The following is a 19,959-nucleotide window of genomic DNA, read 5'->3' on the forward strand; positions in this document are numbered from 1 at the left end:
TCGGAAAAGCCTTTTATCCCATGGCCGCAACCTGTGTTTCGCGCTAGTAAAGCGAGCGCTATCAGTCGCTGAAATGGCTGGCCTAACTGCGCTGGAAGATTTTGACGGAAATTGGAAGCAAGGAATGATGAACCGATGATCGACCAAGCACAGGACTTTCTTGACGAAAGCGAAGCCATTTATGCATTGCTTGAAAATCTCTCGGATAAGCAGATGGAGCAGGAAACCGACTTCAAGGGCTGGACAATCAATGCCATTATGCGCCATCTTCATATCTGGAATATGGCGGCCTATTGGTCCCTAACCGAACCCGCAAAATTTCACGATTTTTTCAAGGAAGCCATGTCCGGAATGAAGGGCCAGACATCGATGCGTTTTTTCGAGGCCAACTATCTCGACAATTTGGCTGGAGCGGATCTCCTCAAGACGTGGCGTGATTTCTATCAGAAAATAGCTCCGGAATTTGGCGCAGCGGATCCTGCAATGCGTGTCGAATGGGCAGGACCGTCGATGAGTGTCCGCTCCTCCATCACCGCACGGCTTATGGAAAACTGGTCCCATGCGCAGGCAATTTATGATGTCCTCGGGATTAAACGGCACAATGAAGATCGCATCCGTAATATCGTAATGATCGGCCTCAACACCTATGGCTGGACCTTCAAAGTCAATCGTGAGGAAGCCCCGCAACCGGTACCCTATCTGAAACTCACAGCCCCCTCCGGTGCGATCTGGAAGTATGGCGATGAGAGCACAGAGGAACGGATCGAAGGACTAGCCGAGGAATTTTGTCAGGTTGTAACCCAGACCCGCAATATAGCAGATACCGATCTGCAAGTGACAGGGCCGAACGCAACCCGCTGGATGGCAATTGCACAATGTTTTGCGGGCGGTGCAGAAACTCCGCCCGCGCCCGGAGTGCGTTCCATCAAAACAGGGTGATTAAACCTATCACCACTTAAGACTTCCAGCCAAATTCCCGCTGATAACGCGGAATGAACAGCTTTTTTCCTTTTATGGCAGAGGTTAGCAACGGCCCGGTCACACCGAAAGGCAAGGCACTTGCTCCTTTATCTGGTCCCAAGGGCAATAATATCAATGGCTTGGACCATGGCTTATAGGGTCTTATATCCTTCATCGCCTTACCACGCAGATTCGCTTTAATGGCTTTCGTGAGCCAATTAACCTGACGCGTCAGTCCCACTATAGTCATCGTATCACCGGTGCTGGCAATATCACCAACGGCAAACAGATCGGGATTTTCCGTGGGCCGGAACCAGCCATCAACGCACGCGCGTCCGTTCTCGTCAAATATGACACCGCCCAAACTCTGCAATAAGTCCGTTACCGGCTTTGACCCAATGACCGGAATTACCAGATCGGCATCGATGGGAAATCCATCAGACAGCTTGATCATATTTTTAGACGGTATAAATGGTTCGTCCGTTCGTTTGAGCTTTTTTATCCGCTCCCCCAGCCGCAGCTTCACACCCAAATCGCCCAACTGGCGCTGCATCATACGTCCAAGCTTTGCCGGGTAGGATGGGAAAAGGCTATCATCTGGAGAAATGAGCGTGATCCGCTTTTCTGGCCGTGCAAAAGCCAATTCCCCGGCCAACTCGCTACCAACCGCGCCAGCCCCGACAATGACGATGTTTTGGGCTTTGTCGATTTGGACTATGACCTTTTTGGCCTTGCTAAGGAAATGCGTGCTATCTTCACCCTGCATCTTAAACGGTGCGGCATAAGTGGAACCGGTGGCAATAACTATCATGTCGCTATCAATCGGTGTTCCATCGCCCAGCATCGCAATATTGCCGTCTATCGCAGTCACACGGCTACGCACGACCCTCCCGTTCTTTAGCAAATTCTTATAAGGGATGACAATCTCATCCAAAAGCTCCGGCCGCGCCATCGCACGGATCATCGCCACATTATGAACCCATTTTTCTCGCGCTTCGATCAAAGTGATATCAGCATAACCGTCCAGCGCTTTAGCTAGCATGGTTCCAGCATAACCCCCACCGACAATAGTGATTTTTTTGTTCATAGCCTGCTCAATAAGATGGATCGACCACGATGGACAACTCTATTTGCTGTTCGCCATTGACGCATTGACCAGTTTGTCGCCATGTCCTTTTGATGATTGTCCAACTGATCCACAATCCGGCTTCCGGCACCCATCATGAATTGCGACTGGGCGTGCTTGCGCAGGCCTTTAAAGCCTGCGGTGCCAAAGTCATCATGGGCACCACGGAAATCGACGGCAATTTGGTGATCGCAAAAAGCTGCAATTTAATATGCGTTTCGGGCGGCGATGGCACTTTGCGCTTGGTCATCGCTGCCATGAAACAAAACGGTTCAAAAGTGCCGGTTTGCATTTTTCCCGCTGGCACAGTGAATCTGGTCGCCCGCGAGATCGGCTATGCGTCCGATCCCGAGCAATTTGCCGGCGAGGTCATGCGCGGCTATCTGGCCGGCGCCGATGCGCGGCTTAAAGAACCGGTCGTTACAAGTGACCATGGCGCTTTTGCCGCCTGTTTAAGCGCCGGTCCGGATGGTGTTGCAGTCGCCAATCATAACCCGCAGTTGAAAAAGAAAATCGGCCGCACAGCATATGCCTTGTCTTTTATAAAACTCTTCTTCCATTGGCCACGACACCGATTTTCAATGGATGTCGTCGCCGCTAATGGATCCAAAAGCCATTTCCACTGTGAGGCTTTCTATATTGCCAAGGGGCGATATTTTGCCGGACCATGGTCGCTATCTCCAGACGCTAGACTCGGCGGCGATAATTTTCAGCTGATCGCTCTGTCCCGCGCCAACCGTTGGAATTTTATCAGATTCATATTGGAAGTCACGCGCGGCCGTGATCCCAAATCACTGCCATTTGTTCGCTCGTTCCGCGCGCGGTCTGTCGCTATCGCATATGGAAACATCCATAAGAATAGCCAATTTTTTCAAGTGGATGGTGACATGATGATGCATCCTCCCAGCCATATTATGATGACCGATTATGTCATGGAATATTGCCTGCCGCTGGACGATTAGATCAGCAATAACTCTATATCAGGCTGCACGACAATGGCCCGCTATCATTTCCACCATCAGCGGTAATTTGCTCGGCGGCAGATCATGCCCCATACCATCGACAAGCTCTAGGCGGGCATTATTCACATTAGCGGCAATATCTTCACCGCAGGCATGCGGAATAAGCGGATCGTCCGTTCCGTGTATAACCATGGTCGGAACAGATATTGTTCGCGCCTTTGGTCGTAAATTTCCGGTTTCAATAATGGCCGCCATTTGCCTCTGCCGGCCAGCAGGATAAAAGCTACGTTCTAGAGCAATTTTCATCATCTCTTTACGCTCCCCTTCGCGTGCCCGTCCTTCTTCGGATGCAATGATGGATGAAAAAGCCATGCCTGCGATCAACGCTTCCTCAACCGTCGTTGCTTTGGCGCGTGCGGACTGGATCAGGCCCCTGCGCACTGCAGGACCGGCACTCGGCAAACCAGGGGCATTGGTTGAAGACATGATCGGCGTAAGCGATAGGACACGATCGGCATGATCTGCGGCCACTAATTGTCCAATCATGCCGCCCATCGACGCGCCAACAATATGCGCATTTTCTATAGCGAGAGCATCCAACACGCCAATTGCGTCGTTCGCCATATCGCTGAGATTATAAGGCGCCAAATTGCGGCTTGGGAAAAACCGTTTGGTAATAACTTGCCGTATCGGTCCGGGGGCTGAAATCCCCTCACATCTATAGGAAAGGCCAACATCGCGATTATCAAATGTAACGACACGAAACCCGGATTCAATCAGTCCATTGATAAAATCCATGGGCCAGGCAATCAACTGCGTTCCATATCCCATGATGAGAAGTATCGCCGGATCATCGGTTTTGCCATGATCTTCGACTTCAATGTTAATCCCGTTAGCGATAATTTGCATATTCTGATCCCGTTTCCGAATTCGCTCGCGCAGCGGAAAACTCTAGCATAACCACAAAACCGCACAAGCCGGGATCAGGGGGCTTGCAGTCCTGCAGGTACCCCAGTGGGAATATCACCAAGTTTTGCCATTACAGCATCGGAAGCAGCGACAACCACGCCAAGCTTGGCGATCTGGTTATCATCATCCACAACCGTGCGAATATTCAGTATCGCCGATACCCCCACGGCTTGCGCGGACAGGGCCTGGATCCGAAGATCATAGGCACCATAAGGCACTCCTTCGAACAGAAAAAATCCGTCGAACTCGCTTTGTGTTTCATGGGTGACGCGGCCCTCCATATCCAGCAGTTCCAGACCAACGCCAGCCAGCGGCGCACCGCCTTTACGCATCAAACTACCCTCCACTTCACCAGCGCTTACCAACGGCAATTCAATGATCGCGGCAACGCCCGGTCGCGGCGTTATAACGACGCCGGGAAGTGAGGGCTGCACGTAGGGATCCGGTAAACTGCTGGTATCGATGCCTATTAAAACCGCTCGGAACGGTTCAAGATTATCTATTATTGATCGTCCATTGATATCCGTCGGCGTCAACGCTATCGACTGCCCAGCAGTCAACTCAACATTTTCAACCAATAACTCATCCGCCTGCCGCTTACCATCGCGGTTTTTGTCACGATAGACGATCGCAAGGGCCTGACCGCTATTGGCAAGCTTGTTATTCGAAAATCGGAATTTTCCATTTCGGGGGTCCGGCCCCAGACTGAATGCAAGATTCAATCCCGCTGCCACCGAACCATCGGTTGCAGCTTCTGCACTGGCGGTCATTGAAAATTTATCGAAGCGGCGAATTATTCCAATTCCTGCCCTGCCGCGATCAATACCTACATCATAACCAAGCTCCGCCCGCCAGTCCGCCCGATCACCAGCGCGCCATTCCCCGGTGAAATTAACCCGTTCGAAACGTTTCTCCGGCGCGACTCGATATGTCGCTTCACCGCGCAATCGCACACCCGCAATCCGCCCATTGGCGAGCATCCGGGCTTCAATACGATCCGAATCATCCCCTGCATTGCTGTATTGTTTTTCCCAGTTCAGTTCGCCGGTTAACGAGAAATGTCGAAGATTCAAAGAGGTCCGGCCAGTCAGATCAAGCGATGACTGGCCATCCGTACGTGTTTCATACTGCGCATCGATATGAAACGGAACAATCTTCCCTCCCAATGTAAAATTATGATCTACGGATAGCGTATGCTTGGCGTTCATGTTTTGTTTAATACGGTCTGACTGAAAGCCGCCTCGTGCCCAGATTGTCTCAGCAGTAATATAGCTATTGCCTAATTCTCCAAGTACTTGCCCCCGAACAGCCGTCCCATTTTTCAAATCTGACGAGGCGGTCATTTCCACGATTGCCGGTCCAACGGCTCGGCGTACTGATCCTTCCGCATAGTTGCGTCGCTGACCATGTATCTGGAGGCTAAAAAGCGAGGCCGCTACAGATGTTTTGGTATTCAATCCACGTTCCACACCAAAACCGCCACGCCAACCCGCCTGCAGGAAATTTTCTATGCTGTTTAAGCTAATGAGATCTTTTCCAGCCTCTTGCGCACCCGCCCAATAATAGGTTTTGCGTGGTGGAATTGAATCCAAACCTACCGGGACCGAAACATTCTCTCTTCTTATCTGGCCCTGCGGGCCATAAAGCGTCACCTCGAAACGGTTCTGTCCATAGAGCAATGGTACGTCGATAAATTCATAGCGGCCATCCGTTCTGGTTTCCGCAAAAGCTAGTAACTGACCATTGCGATAAAGCTCCGCGTCCCAGCCCTCTGGTAATTCCCCGCGAAAACTAGTCCGGTCAAAATTATCGGGACGATCCACCGGCCGGTTGGTAATTATGGCGCCTCGTCCTGCCGCGCTTTGCGAAACGAGAGGCGTGGAAAAGGTAGAAACATCACCAATAGCAAAATGCGTGGCTTTTAATGGCCCCAATAGTTCCGCTTTCGGATCGGTGCGATAGGCACGCAGCCGTAGGTTTTCGGGTAAGCCATTATTATCGGAGGACAGCCGGGCATCAAACGACGCCTTACCTACTTCACCAGAGGCAAATAGCTCGTAACGAACATCAAATTGCTGTCCGGACCGTTTATCACGAAGCCCGCCGGCTGAAACCACAGAATCGACCGAAGGTGTACGCCATAATTTATACGGCTGCGTAGATTGCGGAAGGCTAGCCAGATCAAATTTCTGGCGCGGACGGATTTTTGCTGCCCGTTCTTTGCGCTCCAACGCCAGTTGAAAGGGTAATTTTTTATCGGTTTCCACAACCAAGAGTGCATTGGACAGATCCGGTTTTAAATCAACATCAAGCCAATCCGACAGCTTTTCAACGTCGACGCACCAACCTTCCGGCGTGTCGTAAATCTCGCCGGGTGCCAGTTTTCTCTTCCCGCTTACTTTTTGCACCGAATTGGTATCGCGCTCGATTGTCAATGTTTCGCGCTCGGCAAATATCCAGCCAGTTGCGCGGCGCGACTTTTTATCTAACCGTATTGGTACGTCGAATGCCATGATGACATCGGCCAAGTCGACACAAATGCCATTAGCTGTTTGATAGCCCCTAATGCCATCACCAAGACGATATTTTCCTGATCGTAGATCAAAAAGCAGCGCATCATCGTCATTCGCCGTCCAAGCGCTTTGGGCATGAGCGCTCGGAACCATAAACGGCGCAGCCGCAGAAATCATGGTGATCCCTGCGGCGAGTGTCAGCGCCTTTAGCCTCTGACGATATATGGTGAGTGTCTGTCTCATTGCCATTTCGACTGCTTAACGGATTGAAGTCAGTCGAAATCGTTGATAAATATATTATCTAAGGACCAATTCGGTTTTTGTGATCAGTCCTCCGCCCACATTTTCAGGTTCATAATATTCTATCGAAAGCGGCCCTTTTAGTTGGGCGACCATTTCAGGCGGAACTGGAAGCGACACTTTCCGGCTCGCTATTTCGGGATAGACGGCAATTCCGCGGACCATTAAAATCGGTTCGGCCTGCCCGTGCTTCACAACACGGATTTCACCATAGGTGGAGCGATCGCCTGTACGGCTTAGGTCAAAAGCAAGGGCTGGGCCTTCCTCGCCTGGCTCCATCCGGGCATTGGCGATGGCTGCCGTTGCATTTAACTTACCTTGGCGGATAATAACCGGTATGGTTACGCCGTAAATCGGAGTGAGGGCAATCGAAAAGCCTTCTTTTTGCGTCTCCTGTTCGGTAACCGATATCGCCTCTGGAACAGCACGAAACAGAAGATGTACCCGATACTCGCCGTCAGCCAAACCTTGAGGCGCTCTTACGCCAAGCCGGATCGCTTGCGGCTGATTCGGCGGCAATGTCACACGGCGCGGTGCATAGCGGATCATTTCCTTGGCCGCTTGTTCCAGCTCATTTTCTTCTTCAGGCCCGACCTCTACCAGACGTCCTTCAGCCGTCATTCGACGAAGTTCCAGAGATATTCTGTAAGTCGCTGTTTCTGAGCCAATATTATTTAGAATTACTTCGGTACCGCGTTGCCCATCCAATATGATGCGGGTCGGAGCGACCAATAAGTCGCCCGCCGCCTGTGCGGCTTGTCCCGGGATCATTAATATAGATAAAACTACCCCCAAACCTGCTATTATTTTATTCAGTCGTTTCAGACTCCTGGTCATTTTTGTAATCTCCGGTATTAACACTGGTCATCCGGACAGACGGTTTCCCGCGCAATCCCCACATAATGACAATATCAAATTAGAGTTACCAAAGCGCTAACCACGCTACGAAGTTGTTCAGAATGCCAGAGTTGCAGTACGTTTGGATCTGTCATGCGCAAAAAACCCGCCCGCAACACATATTGCGGACGGGTTTCGAAACTGATGAAGTTTACAGCCCGTCAGGAAAGGCCGTTATTTATTCAAGGATATTCTACGGTCACCGTAAAGGTACCAATATAAGCACCATCAGCCTGCGTAGCATTGACTGCCAGGCTGCCACCGACGGAAAATGCACCGTTACCGCTGCCATCGAGCGCAGCTAATGACGTGGAAGACAATGTCGCGACCATTGCAGTGCCGGGGCCGGCCAGGCTGACAGTCGTAGGCACGGTAAGCGTAACCGCTTCAGAATTCGAACCTGTAACGTTAAAGTCAGCGGCATCGGTTGTTCCCGAACAGATCAGCGTACATGTCCCACGAACGCCATTTGTACCGATAACCACGTTACCAGCCGATCCGTTCGTGATGATGGTTCCGAAATCCAGATTCGTACCAACGACTTTGGTTACCGTAATTTCTTGAAGGATATTTGCGCGTGCATCAGCATTAGCCGTTGCAGCATTGGCAACATTGGCGCCCATAACCGAAGCCACAAGCACAGAAGAAGCCAAAGCGGCTTTGATATATTTAGACATAGTTTTCTGGTCCCTATATTTCACTACTAGATCGAAAGGGCGCCCACGGTGCGTTTAGCCAAACCCACTGGCCAAACGTCGCTATACGCCAACATTCGAGATTGCTTATCCATAGGAAAGGATAAAGCTTTGCTGCTAGTCATGGTTAAAATTATATTAATGAGATAACCTACTGAAAAACAATAGTTTCATTAGAATAATTTTTCAATTTTATATGATTTGAGATCCGCGATAAGCCCGTTAAATTAGCTAAACGAAACAAAAATTTAGATATGTTCACCGGTTAAACGCTGACATATCAAATCCAGCTGATCTAGATTACTATAACTTATCGTCATCGCGCCAGCGCCGGTATTTCCTTTAGATTGAATTGATACGTTGAGGCCCAGAAGATCACCCAAATGATTTTCAACAGCCCTGATGTCCGCATCACTTTCGCTGATGCTGGATGTTGTAATCTTCCCTCGGCGTTCAGTACCGCCGAGCGTTTTGCGAACAAGCTTCTCTGTATCGCGAACTGAGAGCCCCTGTTTAACAACCTGTTCGGCCAATTCCAGAGAATTTGGTGCATTAATCAGCGCACGGGCATGCCCCATAGTTAGCTTTTCTTCTGCGACCAACGTGCGAACTGCCTCAGGAAGATCCAATAAACGCATTAGATTCGCAATATGACTGCGGGACTTGCCGACTAATTCTGCTAATTTTGCTTGGCTATGACCGAAATCATCTTTCAGCTTCACATAGGCTTCGGCTTCTTCCACGGCATTCAGGTCACGGCGCTGAACATTCTCAACAATTGCTATCTCGAGCGTTTCGGCATCATTCAAGCTACGGACAATGGCGGGGATGCGATGGAGCCGCGCCCGCTGTGCTGCACGCCACCGACGTTCACCGGCGACAATTTGAAAATTCTTGCCATGCGGCCGGACAACAATGGGCTGTATCACGCCGCGCAGCTTCATACTGTCGGCAAGTTCATCAAGCGCATCGGTGTCAAAAGTCTGCCGCGGCTGATCCGGATTGGGACGAATATCCGATATAGCTATGGAGCGCAGACCGTCTGTACGGTTTTCAGGGCCATCCTGATCCAAATCGGAATCAACGGACTGAACCAGTGGCTCTTCCCGCTGTATGTCCCCAAAAAGGGAGTTTAGCCCCCTACCCAATCCAGTGGCTTTCTTCATGGTAACCTTTTTCGGCAATGCGGTATCCTCTCCCTTCATGATCACGCAGCCGCCTTCCGTTCTGGGAGCCGCGAAATTAATTCACGGGCCAGATTGATATAGGCTTCCGATCCGCTGCACCGATGATCGTAGATTAACGCTGGCAAACCATGACTTGGGGCCTCAGAAAGTCTTACATTTCGGGGGATAACCGTATCGAATACGACATTCCCAAGACAGGCCCGTACATCGTCGGACACTTGCTCGGTAAGCTTGTTACGACGATCATACATGGTGAGAACAACGCCCATGACAGATAATTGACGATTGAAACGGGCGCGGATTCGTTCGACCGTTTGTAGTAATTGACTAAGACCTTCCAACGCAAAAAACTCGCATTGCAACGGAACCAACAAGGATTCGACGGCAACCATCGCGTTTAGCGTCAGCAGGCCAAGGGACGGCGGGCAATCAATCAGACAAATGTCCCATTGCCCGTTATCCCCCGCATCGAGGGCTTTTTTTAACCGATGAGTCCGTTCTTCCAATCCGACCAGCTCAACTTCGGCTCCCGATAAATCGACCGTCGCAGGAACGATATCCAATCCCGGGACCCGAGTCGGTATTACGCATTGAGCCAAGGGCACATCCGCAATTAATAAGTCATAACTGCTGTGAACACGCACCGCCTGATTGAGGCCAAGCCCGGTGGATGCGTTTCCTTGGGGATCAAGGTCAATCAGCAAAACCTTCCAGCCACTTGCAGCAAGCGCAGTAGCCATATTAATCGCGGTGGTAGTTTTACCAACACCGCCTTTTTGATTTGCTATCGCCATCCGGACCATTTTTACGCTGAACCCTTCGCTAAGCTGAGATAATAAAATATTTTCAACCGATTCCTACCAAAATTCCCGCTTCCGGGTCGGTCAAACTCTGTTCCACGTGGAACATTTTTTGCCGCTTTGGGGATAGACCCTTCAGCTCTCTTACCGCATTTTTGCCTTTTGGTAAGAGCCAAACGGTTTTTTCTGTGGAAAACCGGTGCGAAAGTGAAAGCAATTTCGGTAATGGTGCGAATGCTCTCGCACTTATAACATCCACAGCATGGCTTTCTACATTCTCTAACCGATCACCATAAATCATGGCCTTTTCGGTTAAACCCAGTTTATTTACGACGGTTTCCAGGAATGCACTTCTACGGCCTCGCGATTCCACCATTTGCACAACATAGTCACTCAATATCGCGACCACGATCCCCGGAAAGCCCGCGCCGGTACCGAGGTCCATCCATATCTCATTGCCTTCCGCCTTCGGAGCAAAGAGAAGAAGTTGCGCGCTATCCACGACGTGGCGCTCCCAGATATGTTCAGCGCTCAATTTTGAAATGAGATTTTGGTGGACCATTTCATCAGCCAACAAGGCCAAAAAATCTTCTAGCTGTTGCCATGTTTCACGTGAAACATCAATATTTGTCCGCAACCAATCCTGCGCTTCTTTTTCTGTCATAAACTTATCAAGCCGCCAAATTCTTGGTATCGCGTCGTCGCGCATGGACTAATATTGCCGCCAGAGCGGCAGGTGTAATTCCCCGAACCCGCGATGCTGCAGCCAATGTTTCCGGCCGTGCACTTTTCAACCGTTCGACCATTTCATTAGAAAGACCGGCGATTACGGCATAATCCAAATCACTATCGAGGCCTATTTGCTCATTCGCCCGTAAGTCTTTAAGCTCTGCCTCCTGCCGCTGTAAGTAAGGTGCATATCGCGCATCTTCCGCCACTTCGGCCAACAGACCAGCGTCTATTTCCGCGCAGGCAATTCCCAAGCCTTCTAATGACGGGATCGAGATATTCGGAAAACGTAACCAATCAAACAAAGACTGTTTAGTCCCATCCCGGCGCACTTCGATTCCTTGGGCCGCAATTGCTTCGCAGCTATGGATGGACTGTAATTGCTCGATGATCTCATCACGCTCTGACTTGCGTTTAGTAAACCACGCCTTTCTTTCCTCGCCGAGACAACCAATGGTTTCCGCTACAGCACTTAAACGGGTAGTCGCATTATCTGCCCGTAGACGGAGGCGATATTCCGCGCGTGCTGTAAGCATCCGATAAGGTTCGGTGACACCCTGTAACACTAGATCGTCTATCATTACTGCAATATAGCTTGTTCCGCGATCAAGTTCCGGCGGGCCTTTTCCCTGTATCGCACATGCTGCTCCTATACCGGCGATCAATCCTTGCGCCGCCGCTTCTTCATATCCGGTAGTGCCATTTATCTGACCGGCACAATAGAGTCCTTCCAGATCACGGACTTTCAATGAACGGTCCAAAGCACGGGGATCAATATGATCATATTCTACCGCATAGCCCGGTACGATAATCTCGGCGTTGGAAAGCCCGTCCATTGATCGGACAAATGCCTCCTGCACGTCGGCAGGCAGAGAGGTGCTGATGCCGTTTGGATAAACCAAGTTGGTAGAGAGCCCTTCGGGTTCTAAAAATACCTGATGGGAGTCCCGATCCGCAAAGCGATGTATTTTATCTTCTATCGAAGGACAATAGCGCGGGCCCTGCGCACCAATAGCGCCGCTGAATAATGGAGAACGATCTAGATTATCACGAATGATGTCATGGGTAGCGGCGTTAGTCCGGCTGACCGCACAAAATATCTGGGGCACTTGGCGCCCTGAAGATAGCGGTGACATCGTCCAACCATCATCATCTGAAGGTTGCTCTGGCAGCGCTGCCCAATCTATCGTGCGTCCATCAATACGTGGAGGCGTCCCTGTCTTAAGCCGTGCGATAGGAAGATTCGCAGCGCGGATCTGCTGCCCCAGAGTAACCGCGCTGGCTTCGCCCGTCCGCCCTCCCGCTACTATTTCTTCACCGCGGAATAATTTTCCGTTCAAAAAGGTTCCGGTCGCCAATATCACTGCAGATGCCGTTATCTGGCTATCATCCGCTAAGTTGATGCCCCGAACCGTCTGACCATCAAAAATCAGAGATCCAACTTCGCCTTCGACGATGGTTAGGTTTTCCTGAGCCTCCAGCATTCGGTGTATCGCGGCTTTGTATAGTTTGCGGTCCGCCTGAACTCTTGGTCCCTGAACCGCAGCACCCTTGGACAGGTTGAGCATCCGATAATGGATGGCAGCCGCATCGGCAGCCCGGCCGATCAAGCCGTCAAATGCATCAACCTCACGAACCAGATGGCCCTTCCCCAGCCCGCCAATCGCGGGATTGCAGGACATCGCGCCGATGCTGTCTTTTGTAAAACTGACCAGGGCCGTCGATACGCCCATGCGTGCGGCCACTGCGGCAGCTTCACAACCTGCGTGGCCACCGCCCACGACGATAAGATCAAAATTGCTGTTCATGCTTGGCCCATAGCGGAACCTCAGTTTCAGGTCAAAATGATCCGGCGCAGAAAAACTGTTCCACGTGGAACAGTCTATTTCCCGATGCAGAATTTTCCGAAGAGACTGTCCAGCATATCTTCTGTGCTCGCCCTGCCGGTTAACGCGTCTAACGCCTTACGGGCCATCCGCAACTGCTCCGCTATTATCAGATAATCTTCTAATCCTGCAATATCGGCAAACGCAGAATACGCGCGCGTTAAATGATCCGCCTGACGTCTGTTGACACTAATTTCGTCACCGCATGGTACAATCTCTTTTGCCCTATCCACTAACAATGCCGACAGTTGATCCATGCCCGTTCCTGCCAGTGGAGAGACCGCCAGTACGCCGGACGATTTTGGCTGATATTCAGGATGATCCTGACGCGACGCTATTTCGACGAGATCGGAACTTTGCGGTCCCTCGCCCTCCGGGCCAAGCCACAATATCAAATCGGCCATTTCAAATTGTTGACGTGCCCGATCAATCCCGATGCGTTCTATTTCCTCCGCCCCTTCGTCGCGGACTCCGGCTGTATCGATAAACAAAAAAGGTATGCCGCGTATAGCGATCGGCACTTCAATAACGTCACGTGTTGTACCCGCAATTTCTGATACAATGGCAGCCTCTCTTTCGACCAGCGCATTGAGCAAAGTAGACTTTCCACTATTAGGTGGTCCGCCCATTACCACCCGAACACCTTCGCGTAATTTTTCTGCGCGGGGCCGGTCGAGCATATTCACCATTTCAGATGCCAGTTTACCAACTGCAGATTGCACCACTTCTAACTGTGCAGGTGTAACGTCGTCTTCATCGGAAAAATCCAGTTCAGCCTCTACCATCGCGGAAAGACCAAGGATCGTATTTTGCCAGCCTTCCACTTTCCGAGACAAAGCACCTCCAGCAGCCTTAATCGCCGAACGGCGCTGCAATTCCGTTTCTGCAAAAAGCAGATCGGATAGTCCCTCTGCCTCGGCCAAATCCATCCGGCCATGTGTAAAGGCCCGTCGGGTAAACTCGCCCGGCTCTGCGCGGCGCAGACCATCCATATTCTCCAGCGCCGATTCCAAAGCCCGAACAACCGCCCGCCCGCCATGACAGTGGATTTCCGCAAGGTCTTCACCGCTCGCGCTATTCGGACCCGGAAACCATAATATCAACGCATTGTCGAGCACATCACCACTTTCAGGATCGGTCAGTCGCACCAAACTGGCGCGTCGTTCTACCGGCACAAATCCACTTAAAGCACATAAAGCATCAGACGCTTTTGCCCCGCTTATACGGATGATACCGATCGCTGCCGGTGGCTGGCCACTCGACAACGCGAAGATTGTATCTGCAGTAGACATGATGTATCTAATTGATATCTAATCTTTTTTCTTATCCGCGGATGATTTTCCACTGGCCGCGCCCATCGCACCGCTGACAAAGGACGAGAACATTTTAATGCCCGCCTCCCCCATAGGGGCGATAATCTTAGTGAAACTTTGCAATTGCTCGACCGAGCTCGCGCCCTGAAGGAATTTCGACAATTCTTTCACGTAAGTTTCGTTAAGTTTCCCAACATCCGGCAATCCCATCATACGGCGCGCTTCTTCGGGTGTGCAATCCAGCTCTACGGTTACTTTCATATATGCTTCCTTATAAACTTATGGTTGAAGCGAAAAGCTCCCCCCTCACCGCAACAGATGATGTTCCACCTTGCCAGGACAGGATATGGGGATATTGTACACCAATAATCAAGTGATGATGCAAAGGAGCTAAGAAAATGGGCGAAATGAAACCGGTTAAAACACTAAGCGGAGATACTGAATTTCCTTGTTATATCGCTAAGCCTAACGGCCCAGCCAAAGCCGCTATCATTGTGATTCAAGAAATTTTCGGCGTAAACGCTGGTATAAAGGCGAAATGTGACCATTGGGCCAAGGCGGGTTATCTCGCCATCGCACCTGATTTATTCTGGCGAGTCAATGCGGACACTGATCTGGATGCGGATGTACCGGAAGAGTTTCAGACTGCACTCGATCTTATGAATAAATTTGATCAGGACCAAGGCATTCGCGATATCGAAGCGACAATCCATTTTGCGCGCAATAGCGTAAACGGCGGCAAAGTTGGTTGTGTCGGCTATTGTCTGGGCGGACGACTTGCGTTCATGACAGCAGCACGGACCGACATAAATGCCTCGGTTGCTTATTATGGTGTCGGTATTGACAGTCTTTTGCGCGAGAGCCATGCCATAGCCCATGATATGATGTTGCATATACCCACCACAGACGGATTTGTGCCAGCAGACGCACAGGCAGCTATGCATGAGGGATTGGATGATCATCCCAAAATCACATTATATGATTATGAGGGCCTTGATCATGGATTCGCAGCGGAATTCGGAAATCGCCGTGATGAAACCGCCGCAAGCCTGGCAGACAGCCGCACAGAAGAATTTTTTAAGGCGCATTTAGAATGAGCGCGCGAAAGAATGTAAAAGCCTGGCACGCCCGAATGATTGATAAAAGTCCTGCGGCGCTCAGCGCTCAGCTCGCTGATGACGCGGTCTTCCACTCCCCAGTTGTCCATACACCCCAAGCAGGCAAACCGATCGTCATGGCCTATTTGACCGCTGCGGACAGCGTGCTTGGTAATGACAGTTTTCGTTATGTGCGGGAAATTGTCGATGACGAAGCCAATATGGCAATGCTGGAGTTCGAGCTGGAACTGGATGATATTAAAGTAAACGGCGTAGATATCATCACCTGGAATGATGACGGACTAATCCAGGATTTTAAAGTGATGGTCCGCCCACTTAAAGCCATCAACAAAGTTTGGGAAGAAATGGGTAAAATGCTTGAGAAGGTGAAAGGCTAAACACTCTAAAAAAGCGTCATCATCCCCAATTGCGGATCAATAATACCGTCATAAATCATCCGCCCGGCAACCCAGACGATAACCGCCAGACCAATATAGGCAATCCACTTATACCGCTCGATATATTTGGCGATCACATTGGCTGCGAGACCCATAAGCGCGACAGATAATAGCAATCCTACGATTAATATGCCGGGGTGCTCACGGGCTGCGCCAGCAACGCCCAGAACATTGTCTAGGCTCATAGAGATATCAGCGGCTGTAACTGCCCAAACGGCTCCCCAGAAGCTTTTTTGTGGTTTGATGCCGCTATGCTCATCGCCTTCAATCTCGGGAGAACCAGCTGATTCCCCTTCGTGGAAAATTTCGCGCCAGAAATTCCATGCAACCCATAAAAGCAGCAAACCACCAGCGAAAATCAACCCGACAACCGATAAGAGTAAGCTCACTCCCAGCGCGAATATGATCCGCATAATCAATGCGACACTGATACCGATCATGATCACTTTACGGCGCTGATCCGCTGGCAAACTACCCGCAAGCGCGCCAACAACAATCGCATTATCCGCGGCAAAGACCAGATCTATCAATACGACCTGACCAAAAGCAGCAAGTGCTTCAGGAGATCCGATATTGGAAAAATCATGCGCAATCGCCGCCCACATTTCCGATAAGGAACCGAGGCCGGAAGTTGCAGCTGCAGATAAAATGAAAAGAAGATCAATCATGATAAAATCGAAGGTCCAAAATAACTAATAGTCGGCATAGGATCATAGAATTCGTGAAGCAAGACGCTCCATTTTTTATATTCTGGTGAATGGCGAAAACCATCACGGTGGGATTCCACATTCGCCCACGAAACTAGTAACAGATATTGATCGGGAACATCGATAGAAGGATGAACCTCTATCGATAGAAAACCTGGCTGCAACGCAATAAGCTGCCTCGCCTCAATCATGGCTTTAGAAAAATACTCTGATTGCCCCGGCTTTACCTGCAACAATGCCTGTTCGATAATCATTGCAGTGACAGGATAGACCTATTGATTCATGCTATCAAAGAAATCATCGTTGGTTTTCGAATCTTTCATCTTATCGAGCAAGAATTCCATCGCGTCGATCGTACCCATTTGCATGAGGATACGGCGCAGCACCCACATTTTCTTGAGCTTGTCATCCTCGACCAGCAATTCTTCCTTACGCGTACCGGATTTACCAACGTCAAGCGCCGGGAAGATACGTTTATCGGCCACTTTGCGATCAAGGACAATTTCCGAGTTACCGGTGCCCTTAAATTCTTCAAAGATAACCTCATCCATCCGGCTACCGGTATCAATGAGGGCGGTGGCAATGATAGAAAGCGAACCGCCTTCCTCGATATTACGCGCAGCACCGAAAAAGCGTTTTGGACGTTGTAGCGCATTGGCATCCACACCGCCGGTCAGAACTTTACCGGAGCTAGGAACAACCGTATTATAGGCGCGGCCCAAACGCGTAATCGAGTCAAGCAGGATAACAACATCATGCTTATGCTCAACCAGACGCTTCGCTTTTTCAATAACCATTTCAGCAACTTGCACGTGGCGTGTCGCAGGCTCGTCAAAGGTGGAGCTGATCACTTCACCTTTCACAGAACGCTGCATATCGGTCACTTCTTCTGGCCGTTCGTCGATCAGCAAGACCATCAAATAAACTTCCGGATGGTTATCGGTAATTGCTTTTGCAATATTTTGGAGCAATACGGTTTTACCGGTTCGTGGCGGCGCAACGATCAAAGCACGCTGGCCTTTACCTTGCGGCGAAATAATGTCGATAACCCGTGCAGACTTATCTTTCACCGTGGGATCAGGACTATCCAAAGTTAGTTTTTCATCGGGATATAACGGGGTGAGGTTATCGAAATTCACCCGGTGCCGAACGGCATCCGGCTCGTCAAAATTAATTGCGGTAAGTTTGGTCAGCGCGAAATAACGCTCGCCATCACGGGGTGCACGAATTTCGCCCTCAACCGTATCACCGGTACGCAAACCATATTTACGAACCTGATTAGGGGAAACATAAATATCGTCCGGTCCAGCGAGATAATTCGCTTCGGAAGAACGCAAAAAACCAAATCCATCAGCCAGCACTTCAATCGTGCCAACGCCCATGATTTGCTCGTCCTGATCCGCTAATTCTTTGAGAATTGCGAACATCAGGTCCTGTTTGCGCAAAGTAGATGCGCTTTCAACGCCCAGTTCTTCCGCCATAGAGACGAGACCTGCGGGCGATTTTTCTTTTAATTCTTTTAAATGCATGGAGGTTTATCCAAAAATATTAGGAGTTTATAATCTATTCTGCATGTGTGCGGCATGGTCGCCGATTGACTGTCACATGAGAGATCGCCCGGACGGGCTTTGAAGCTCAATTACGCCTTTGCCATGTTGCTGTCAATAAGCGCCGAACGCAAAAAGAAAAACTGGATTAGAAAGGCTTCACAATCACCAAGATCACAATGACTGCCGCTGCGATGCCAGGCACTTCATTCACCAACCGCAACTTCTTGTCCGTCAGTGTCCGCTCACCCCGCGCGAGTTTTTTAACGTAGCCCATCATCCAGCCATGATAGCCAGATAATAACAGCACTATCAGCAATTTAGCATGGAACCAGCCCTGCGAAAAAGCGCCAATATTATAAGCTAAAGCCAATCCCAGTACCCATGTGATGATCAGCGCGGGATTTAAGATAATCTTGCGCAGCTTCGCTTCACGCTCGATCCATTTGCTATCTTCTTCAGATCCGACTGTCGTTTCCTGATGATAGACAAAGAAACGCGGCATCATGAACAAGCCCGCCATCCAGAAGATAACAAAAATAACATGAGCTGATTTTAACCAGAGATAGAGCATGGACAAAATTTCATTCATTGCCGGACAAGTGTAAGCAGCTTTTCAACATGTTCAATGGGTGTGTCCGGTAAAATTCCGTGACCCAGATTGAAAATATGCGGGCGGTCTTCAAATATCTGAAGAATATGTTTCACCGATTTTTCCAGTGCTTCTCCACCAGAAATCAATGCCAATGGATCAAGATTCCCTTGCAGGGGTAGATCAACCGGCAGATTTTTATGCGCCCAGAGTGGATCAACAGTCTCATCCAGACCAATAGCATCCGCTCCAGTTTCATTGGCATAGGCGGTCAATTTTGCGCCTGCGCCTTTCGGGAAACCGATTATCGGCAGATCGGGATGGACCGCTTTTAACCGCGATATGATTTCCGCATTTGGGGCAATTACCCATTTTTCAAATTGTGCCGGGGAAAGCGATCCCGCCCAGCTATCGAAAAGCTGCACCGCATCGACGCCCGCAGCAATCTGTCCCAACAAATATTCGACCGTATTTTCGATAATAGCTGCGATTAATTCGGAAAAAGCTGATTCATCCTGATAAGCATAGCGACGAGCCACGCCCTGATCCTTACTGCCTTGCCCATGCACCATATAAGTTGCGACGGTCCATGGGCTTCCGGCAAAGCCCATGAAGGTTGTTTTATCATCCAACTGCGAAGCAACTGCACGAACAGTCTTATAAATAGCCTCAAAATGCTCAGGAACGGCCTCTAGAGAGGATAAAGCTGCATCGACGAGCTTTGGTGCCAAGCGAGGTCCTTCTCCTGTCTCAAACCATAGTTTCTGACCCATGGCATGTGGCACGATCAAAATATCGGAAAACAGGATCGCTCCATCAAAACCAAAACGCTTAATCGGCTGTAATGTGACTTCGGCTGCGGCTTCACTATCATAGCAAAGTTCTAAAAAACCGCCTTTTTTCGCCCGTAATTCACGATATTCTGGTAAATAGCGGCCTGCCTGACGCATCAACCATATCGGCGGCTGGACCAGTTTTTTGCCGCGTAGGGTTTGGAGTAAAGGTTTCTGGGAGTCGGTAGCTTGAGACATGAGATAAGGGTCACCCAATATAATATATAAGTATATTTATAGAATCTAGTTGTTGATGATAGAGCGTGGATATTGGCGGTAACGTGCCTGTGCCGTGATTACAAACAGATTGACAGACAGCTGTTAACGAAAAATTTACCGATTCCCAAATTTCATCCCCACTATCCACAATCTGTGGATGAAAATATCA

Annotated in this window: 20 protein-coding genes; 4 read left to right on the top strand and 16 right to left on the bottom strand. The window is 49.9% G+C overall.

Going from position 1 to position 19,959, the window contains the following annotated elements:
• The first annotated feature begins 135 nt into the window (after positions 1–135).
• Positions 136–939, top strand: a complete 804-nt coding sequence (locus V7676_RS06220) for a TIGR03084 family metal-binding protein (protein WP_335658771.1) — start codon at positions 136–138, stop codon at positions 937–939.
• Between the two features lie 16 nt (positions 940–955).
• Here the strand turns inward: V7676_RS06220 and V7676_RS06225 are convergent, their stop codons facing one another.
• Positions 956–2,047, bottom strand: a complete 1,092-nt coding sequence (locus tag V7676_RS06225; protein WP_335658772.1) for an NAD(P)/FAD-dependent oxidoreductase — start codon at positions 2,045–2,047, stop codon at positions 956–958.
• A gap of 92 nt (positions 2,048–2,139) precedes the next feature.
• On the opposite strand from V7676_RS06225, the gene V7676_RS06230 reads away from it, so the two are divergent.
• The gene (locus tag V7676_RS06230) at positions 2,140–3,048 is read left to right on the top strand and encodes a diacylglycerol/lipid kinase family protein (RefSeq protein ID WP_335658920.1); all 909 of its coding nucleotides are present in this window, start codon (positions 2,140–2,142) and stop codon (positions 3,046–3,048) included.
• Between the two features lie 18 nt (positions 3,049–3,066).
• Here V7676_RS06230 and V7676_RS06235 read toward each other — a convergent pair whose 3' ends face one another.
• From V7676_RS06235 to V7676_RS06280, 10 genes are all read right to left on the bottom strand, one after another.
• Entirely contained in the window at positions 3,067–3,957 is an 891-nt protein-coding gene (locus V7676_RS06235; protein ID WP_335658773.1) for an alpha/beta fold hydrolase, read from the bottom strand.
• A 74-nt stretch (positions 3,958–4,031) separates the two neighbouring features.
• Positions 4,032–6,773 carry a carboxypeptidase-like regulatory domain-containing protein gene (locus V7676_RS06240; protein WP_335658774.1) on the bottom strand — a complete coding sequence of 914 codons (2,742 nt, stop codon included), beginning with the start codon at positions 6,771–6,773 and terminating at the stop codon, positions 4,032–4,034.
• A 54-nt stretch (positions 6,774–6,827) separates the two neighbouring features.
• A complete protein-coding gene (locus tag V7676_RS06245; RefSeq protein ID WP_335658775.1) occupies positions 6,828–7,667 on the bottom strand; it encodes a fimbrial biogenesis chaperone in 840 nt (279 codons plus the stop codon).
• Between the two features lie 242 nt (positions 7,668–7,909).
• Complete coding sequence (locus V7676_RS06250; RefSeq protein ID WP_335658776.1) at positions 7,910–8,404, bottom strand: DUF4402 domain-containing protein; 495 nt, start codon at positions 8,402–8,404, stop codon at positions 7,910–7,912.
• 266 nt (positions 8,405–8,670) lie between these two features.
• Complete coding sequence (locus V7676_RS06255) at positions 8,671–9,627, bottom strand: ParB/RepB/Spo0J family partition protein (RefSeq protein ID WP_335658921.1); 957 nt, start codon at positions 9,625–9,627, stop codon at positions 8,671–8,673.
• Positions 9,628–9,629: 2 nt separating this feature from the next.
• The gene (locus V7676_RS06260) at positions 9,630–10,412 is read right to left on the bottom strand and encodes a ParA family protein (protein WP_335658777.1); all 783 of its coding nucleotides are present in this window, start codon (positions 10,410–10,412) and stop codon (positions 9,630–9,632) included.
• A gap of 43 nt (positions 10,413–10,455) precedes the next feature.
• The gene (rsmG, locus tag V7676_RS06265; protein ID WP_335658778.1) at positions 10,456–11,073 is read right to left on the bottom strand and encodes a 16S rRNA (guanine(527)-N(7))-methyltransferase RsmG; all 618 of its coding nucleotides are present in this window, start codon (positions 11,071–11,073) and stop codon (positions 10,456–10,458) included.
• 7 nt (positions 11,074–11,080) lie between these two features.
• Entirely contained in the window at positions 11,081–12,946 is a 1,866-nt protein-coding gene (mnmG, locus tag V7676_RS06270; protein WP_335658779.1) for a tRNA uridine-5-carboxymethylaminomethyl(34) synthesis enzyme MnmG, read from the bottom strand.
• A gap of 74 nt (positions 12,947–13,020) precedes the next feature.
• Positions 13,021–14,316 (bottom strand): tRNA uridine-5-carboxymethylaminomethyl(34) synthesis GTPase MnmE, encoded by a 1,296-nt coding sequence (gene mnmE / locus V7676_RS06275; protein ID WP_335658780.1) that lies wholly within the window; start codon positions 14,314–14,316, stop codon positions 13,021–13,023.
• Positions 14,317–14,334: 18 nt separating this feature from the next.
• Positions 14,335–14,598 carry a DUF6489 family protein gene (locus V7676_RS06280; RefSeq protein WP_335658781.1) on the bottom strand — a complete coding sequence of 88 codons (264 nt, stop codon included), beginning with the start codon at positions 14,596–14,598 and terminating at the stop codon, positions 14,335–14,337.
• A 137-nt stretch (positions 14,599–14,735) separates the two neighbouring features.
• Between V7676_RS06280 and V7676_RS06285 the strand changes: the two genes are divergently transcribed.
• Together V7676_RS06285 and V7676_RS06290 are read left to right on the top strand one after the other, a co-directional pair.
• On the top strand, positions 14,736–15,434 hold the full coding sequence (locus V7676_RS06285; protein ID WP_335658782.1) for a dienelactone hydrolase family protein: 699 nt from the start codon (positions 14,736–14,738) through the stop codon (positions 15,432–15,434).
• Complete coding sequence (locus tag V7676_RS06290; RefSeq protein ID WP_335658783.1) at positions 15,431–15,832, top strand: nuclear transport factor 2 family protein; 402 nt, start codon at positions 15,431–15,433, stop codon at positions 15,830–15,832. The genes V7676_RS06285 and V7676_RS06290 overlap by 4 nt, the downstream gene beginning before the upstream one ends.
• A 5-nt stretch (positions 15,833–15,837) precedes the next feature.
• Here the strand turns inward: V7676_RS06290 and V7676_RS06295 are convergent, their stop codons facing one another.
• The 5 genes from V7676_RS06295 to hemE all read right to left on the bottom strand — a co-directional run bounded on the left by V7676_RS06295 (position 15,838) and on the right by hemE (position 19,769).
• Positions 15,838–16,560, bottom strand: coding sequence for a TerC family protein (locus V7676_RS06295; protein WP_335658784.1), 723 nt, complete (start codon positions 16,558–16,560; stop codon positions 15,838–15,840).
• The gene (locus tag V7676_RS06300) at positions 16,557–16,853 is read right to left on the bottom strand and encodes an antibiotic biosynthesis monooxygenase family protein (protein ID WP_335658785.1); all 297 of its coding nucleotides are present in this window, start codon (positions 16,851–16,853) and stop codon (positions 16,557–16,559) included. Before V7676_RS06300 ends, V7676_RS06295 begins: the two co-directional genes overlap by 4 nt.
• Before the next feature lie 18 nt (positions 16,854–16,871).
• On the bottom strand, positions 16,872–18,128 hold the full coding sequence (rho, locus tag V7676_RS06305; RefSeq protein WP_335658786.1) for a transcription termination factor Rho: 1,257 nt from the start codon (positions 18,126–18,128) through the stop codon (positions 16,872–16,874).
• 166 nt (positions 18,129–18,294) lie between these two features.
• On the bottom strand, positions 18,295–18,738 hold the full coding sequence (locus V7676_RS06310) for a CopD family protein (RefSeq protein ID WP_335658787.1): 444 nt from the start codon (positions 18,736–18,738) through the stop codon (positions 18,295–18,297).
• Positions 18,735–19,769 (bottom strand): uroporphyrinogen decarboxylase, encoded by a 1,035-nt coding sequence (gene hemE / locus V7676_RS06315; protein ID WP_335658788.1) that lies wholly within the window; start codon positions 19,767–19,769, stop codon positions 18,735–18,737. The genes V7676_RS06310 and hemE overlap by 4 nt, the downstream gene beginning before the upstream one ends.
• Positions 19,770–19,959: the final 190 nt, after the last annotated feature.

It is taken from the genome of Parasphingorhabdus sp. (assembly GCF_036963805.1).
Taxonomy (GTDB): Bacteria; Pseudomonadota; Alphaproteobacteria; order Sphingomonadales; family Sphingomonadaceae; genus Parasphingorhabdus.

Coding starts and splice junctions, on each gene's coding strand:
- V7676_RS06220 (WP_335658771.1), top strand. CDS start 136: ATGATCGACCAAGCACAGGACTTTCTTGACGAAAGCGAAGCCATTTAT.
- V7676_RS06225 (WP_335658772.1), bottom strand. CDS start 2,047: ATGAACAAAAAAATCACTATTGTCGGTGGGGGTTATGCTGGAACCATG.
- V7676_RS06230 (WP_335658920.1), top strand. CDS start 2,140: ATGATTGTCCAACTGATCCACAATCCGGCTTCCGGCACCCATCATGAA.
- V7676_RS06235 (WP_335658773.1), bottom strand. CDS start 3,957: ATGCAAATTATCGCTAACGGGATTAACATTGAAGTCGAAGATCATGGC.
- V7676_RS06240 (WP_335658774.1), bottom strand. CDS start 6,773: ATGAGACAGACACTCACCATATATCGTCAGAGGCTAAAGGCGCTGACA.
- V7676_RS06245 (WP_335658775.1), bottom strand. CDS start 7,667: ATGACCAGGAGTCTGAAACGACTGAATAAAATAATAGCAGGTTTGGGG.
- V7676_RS06250 (WP_335658776.1), bottom strand. CDS start 8,404: ATGTCTAAATATATCAAAGCCGCTTTGGCTTCTTCTGTGCTTGTGGCT.
- V7676_RS06255 (WP_335658921.1), bottom strand. CDS start 9,627: ATGAAGGGAGAGGATACCGCATTGCCGAAAAAGGTTACCATGAAGAAA.
- V7676_RS06260 (WP_335658777.1), bottom strand. CDS start 10,412: ATGGTCCGGATGGCGATAGCAAATCAAAAAGGCGGTGTTGGTAAAACT.
- rsmG (WP_335658778.1), bottom strand. CDS start 11,073: ATGACAGAAAAAGAAGCGCAGGATTGGTTGCGGACAAATATTGATGTT.
- mnmG (WP_335658779.1), bottom strand. CDS start 12,946: ATGAACAGCAATTTTGATCTTATCGTCGTGGGCGGTGGCCACGCAGGT.
- mnmE (WP_335658780.1), bottom strand. CDS start 14,316: ATGTCTACTGCAGATACAATCTTCGCGTTGTCGAGTGGCCAGCCACCG.
- V7676_RS06280 (WP_335658781.1), bottom strand. CDS start 14,598: ATGAAAGTAACCGTAGAGCTGGATTGCACACCCGAAGAAGCGCGCCGT.
- V7676_RS06285 (WP_335658782.1), top strand. CDS start 14,736: ATGGGCGAAATGAAACCGGTTAAAACACTAAGCGGAGATACTGAATTT.
- V7676_RS06290 (WP_335658783.1), top strand. CDS start 15,431: ATGAGCGCGCGAAAGAATGTAAAAGCCTGGCACGCCCGAATGATTGAT.
- V7676_RS06295 (WP_335658784.1), bottom strand. CDS start 16,560: ATGATTGATCTTCTTTTCATTTTATCTGCAGCTGCAACTTCCGGCCTC.
- V7676_RS06300 (WP_335658785.1), bottom strand. CDS start 16,853: ATGATTATCGAACAGGCATTGTTGCAGGTAAAGCCGGGGCAATCAGAG.
- rho (WP_335658786.1), bottom strand. CDS start 18,128: ATGCATTTAAAAGAATTAAAAGAAAAATCGCCCGCAGGTCTCGTCTCT.
- V7676_RS06310 (WP_335658787.1), bottom strand. CDS start 18,738: ATGAATGAAATTTTGTCCATGCTCTATCTCTGGTTAAAATCAGCTCAT.
- hemE (WP_335658788.1), bottom strand. CDS start 19,769: ATGTCTCAAGCTACCGACTCCCAGAAACCTTTACTCCAAACCCTACGC.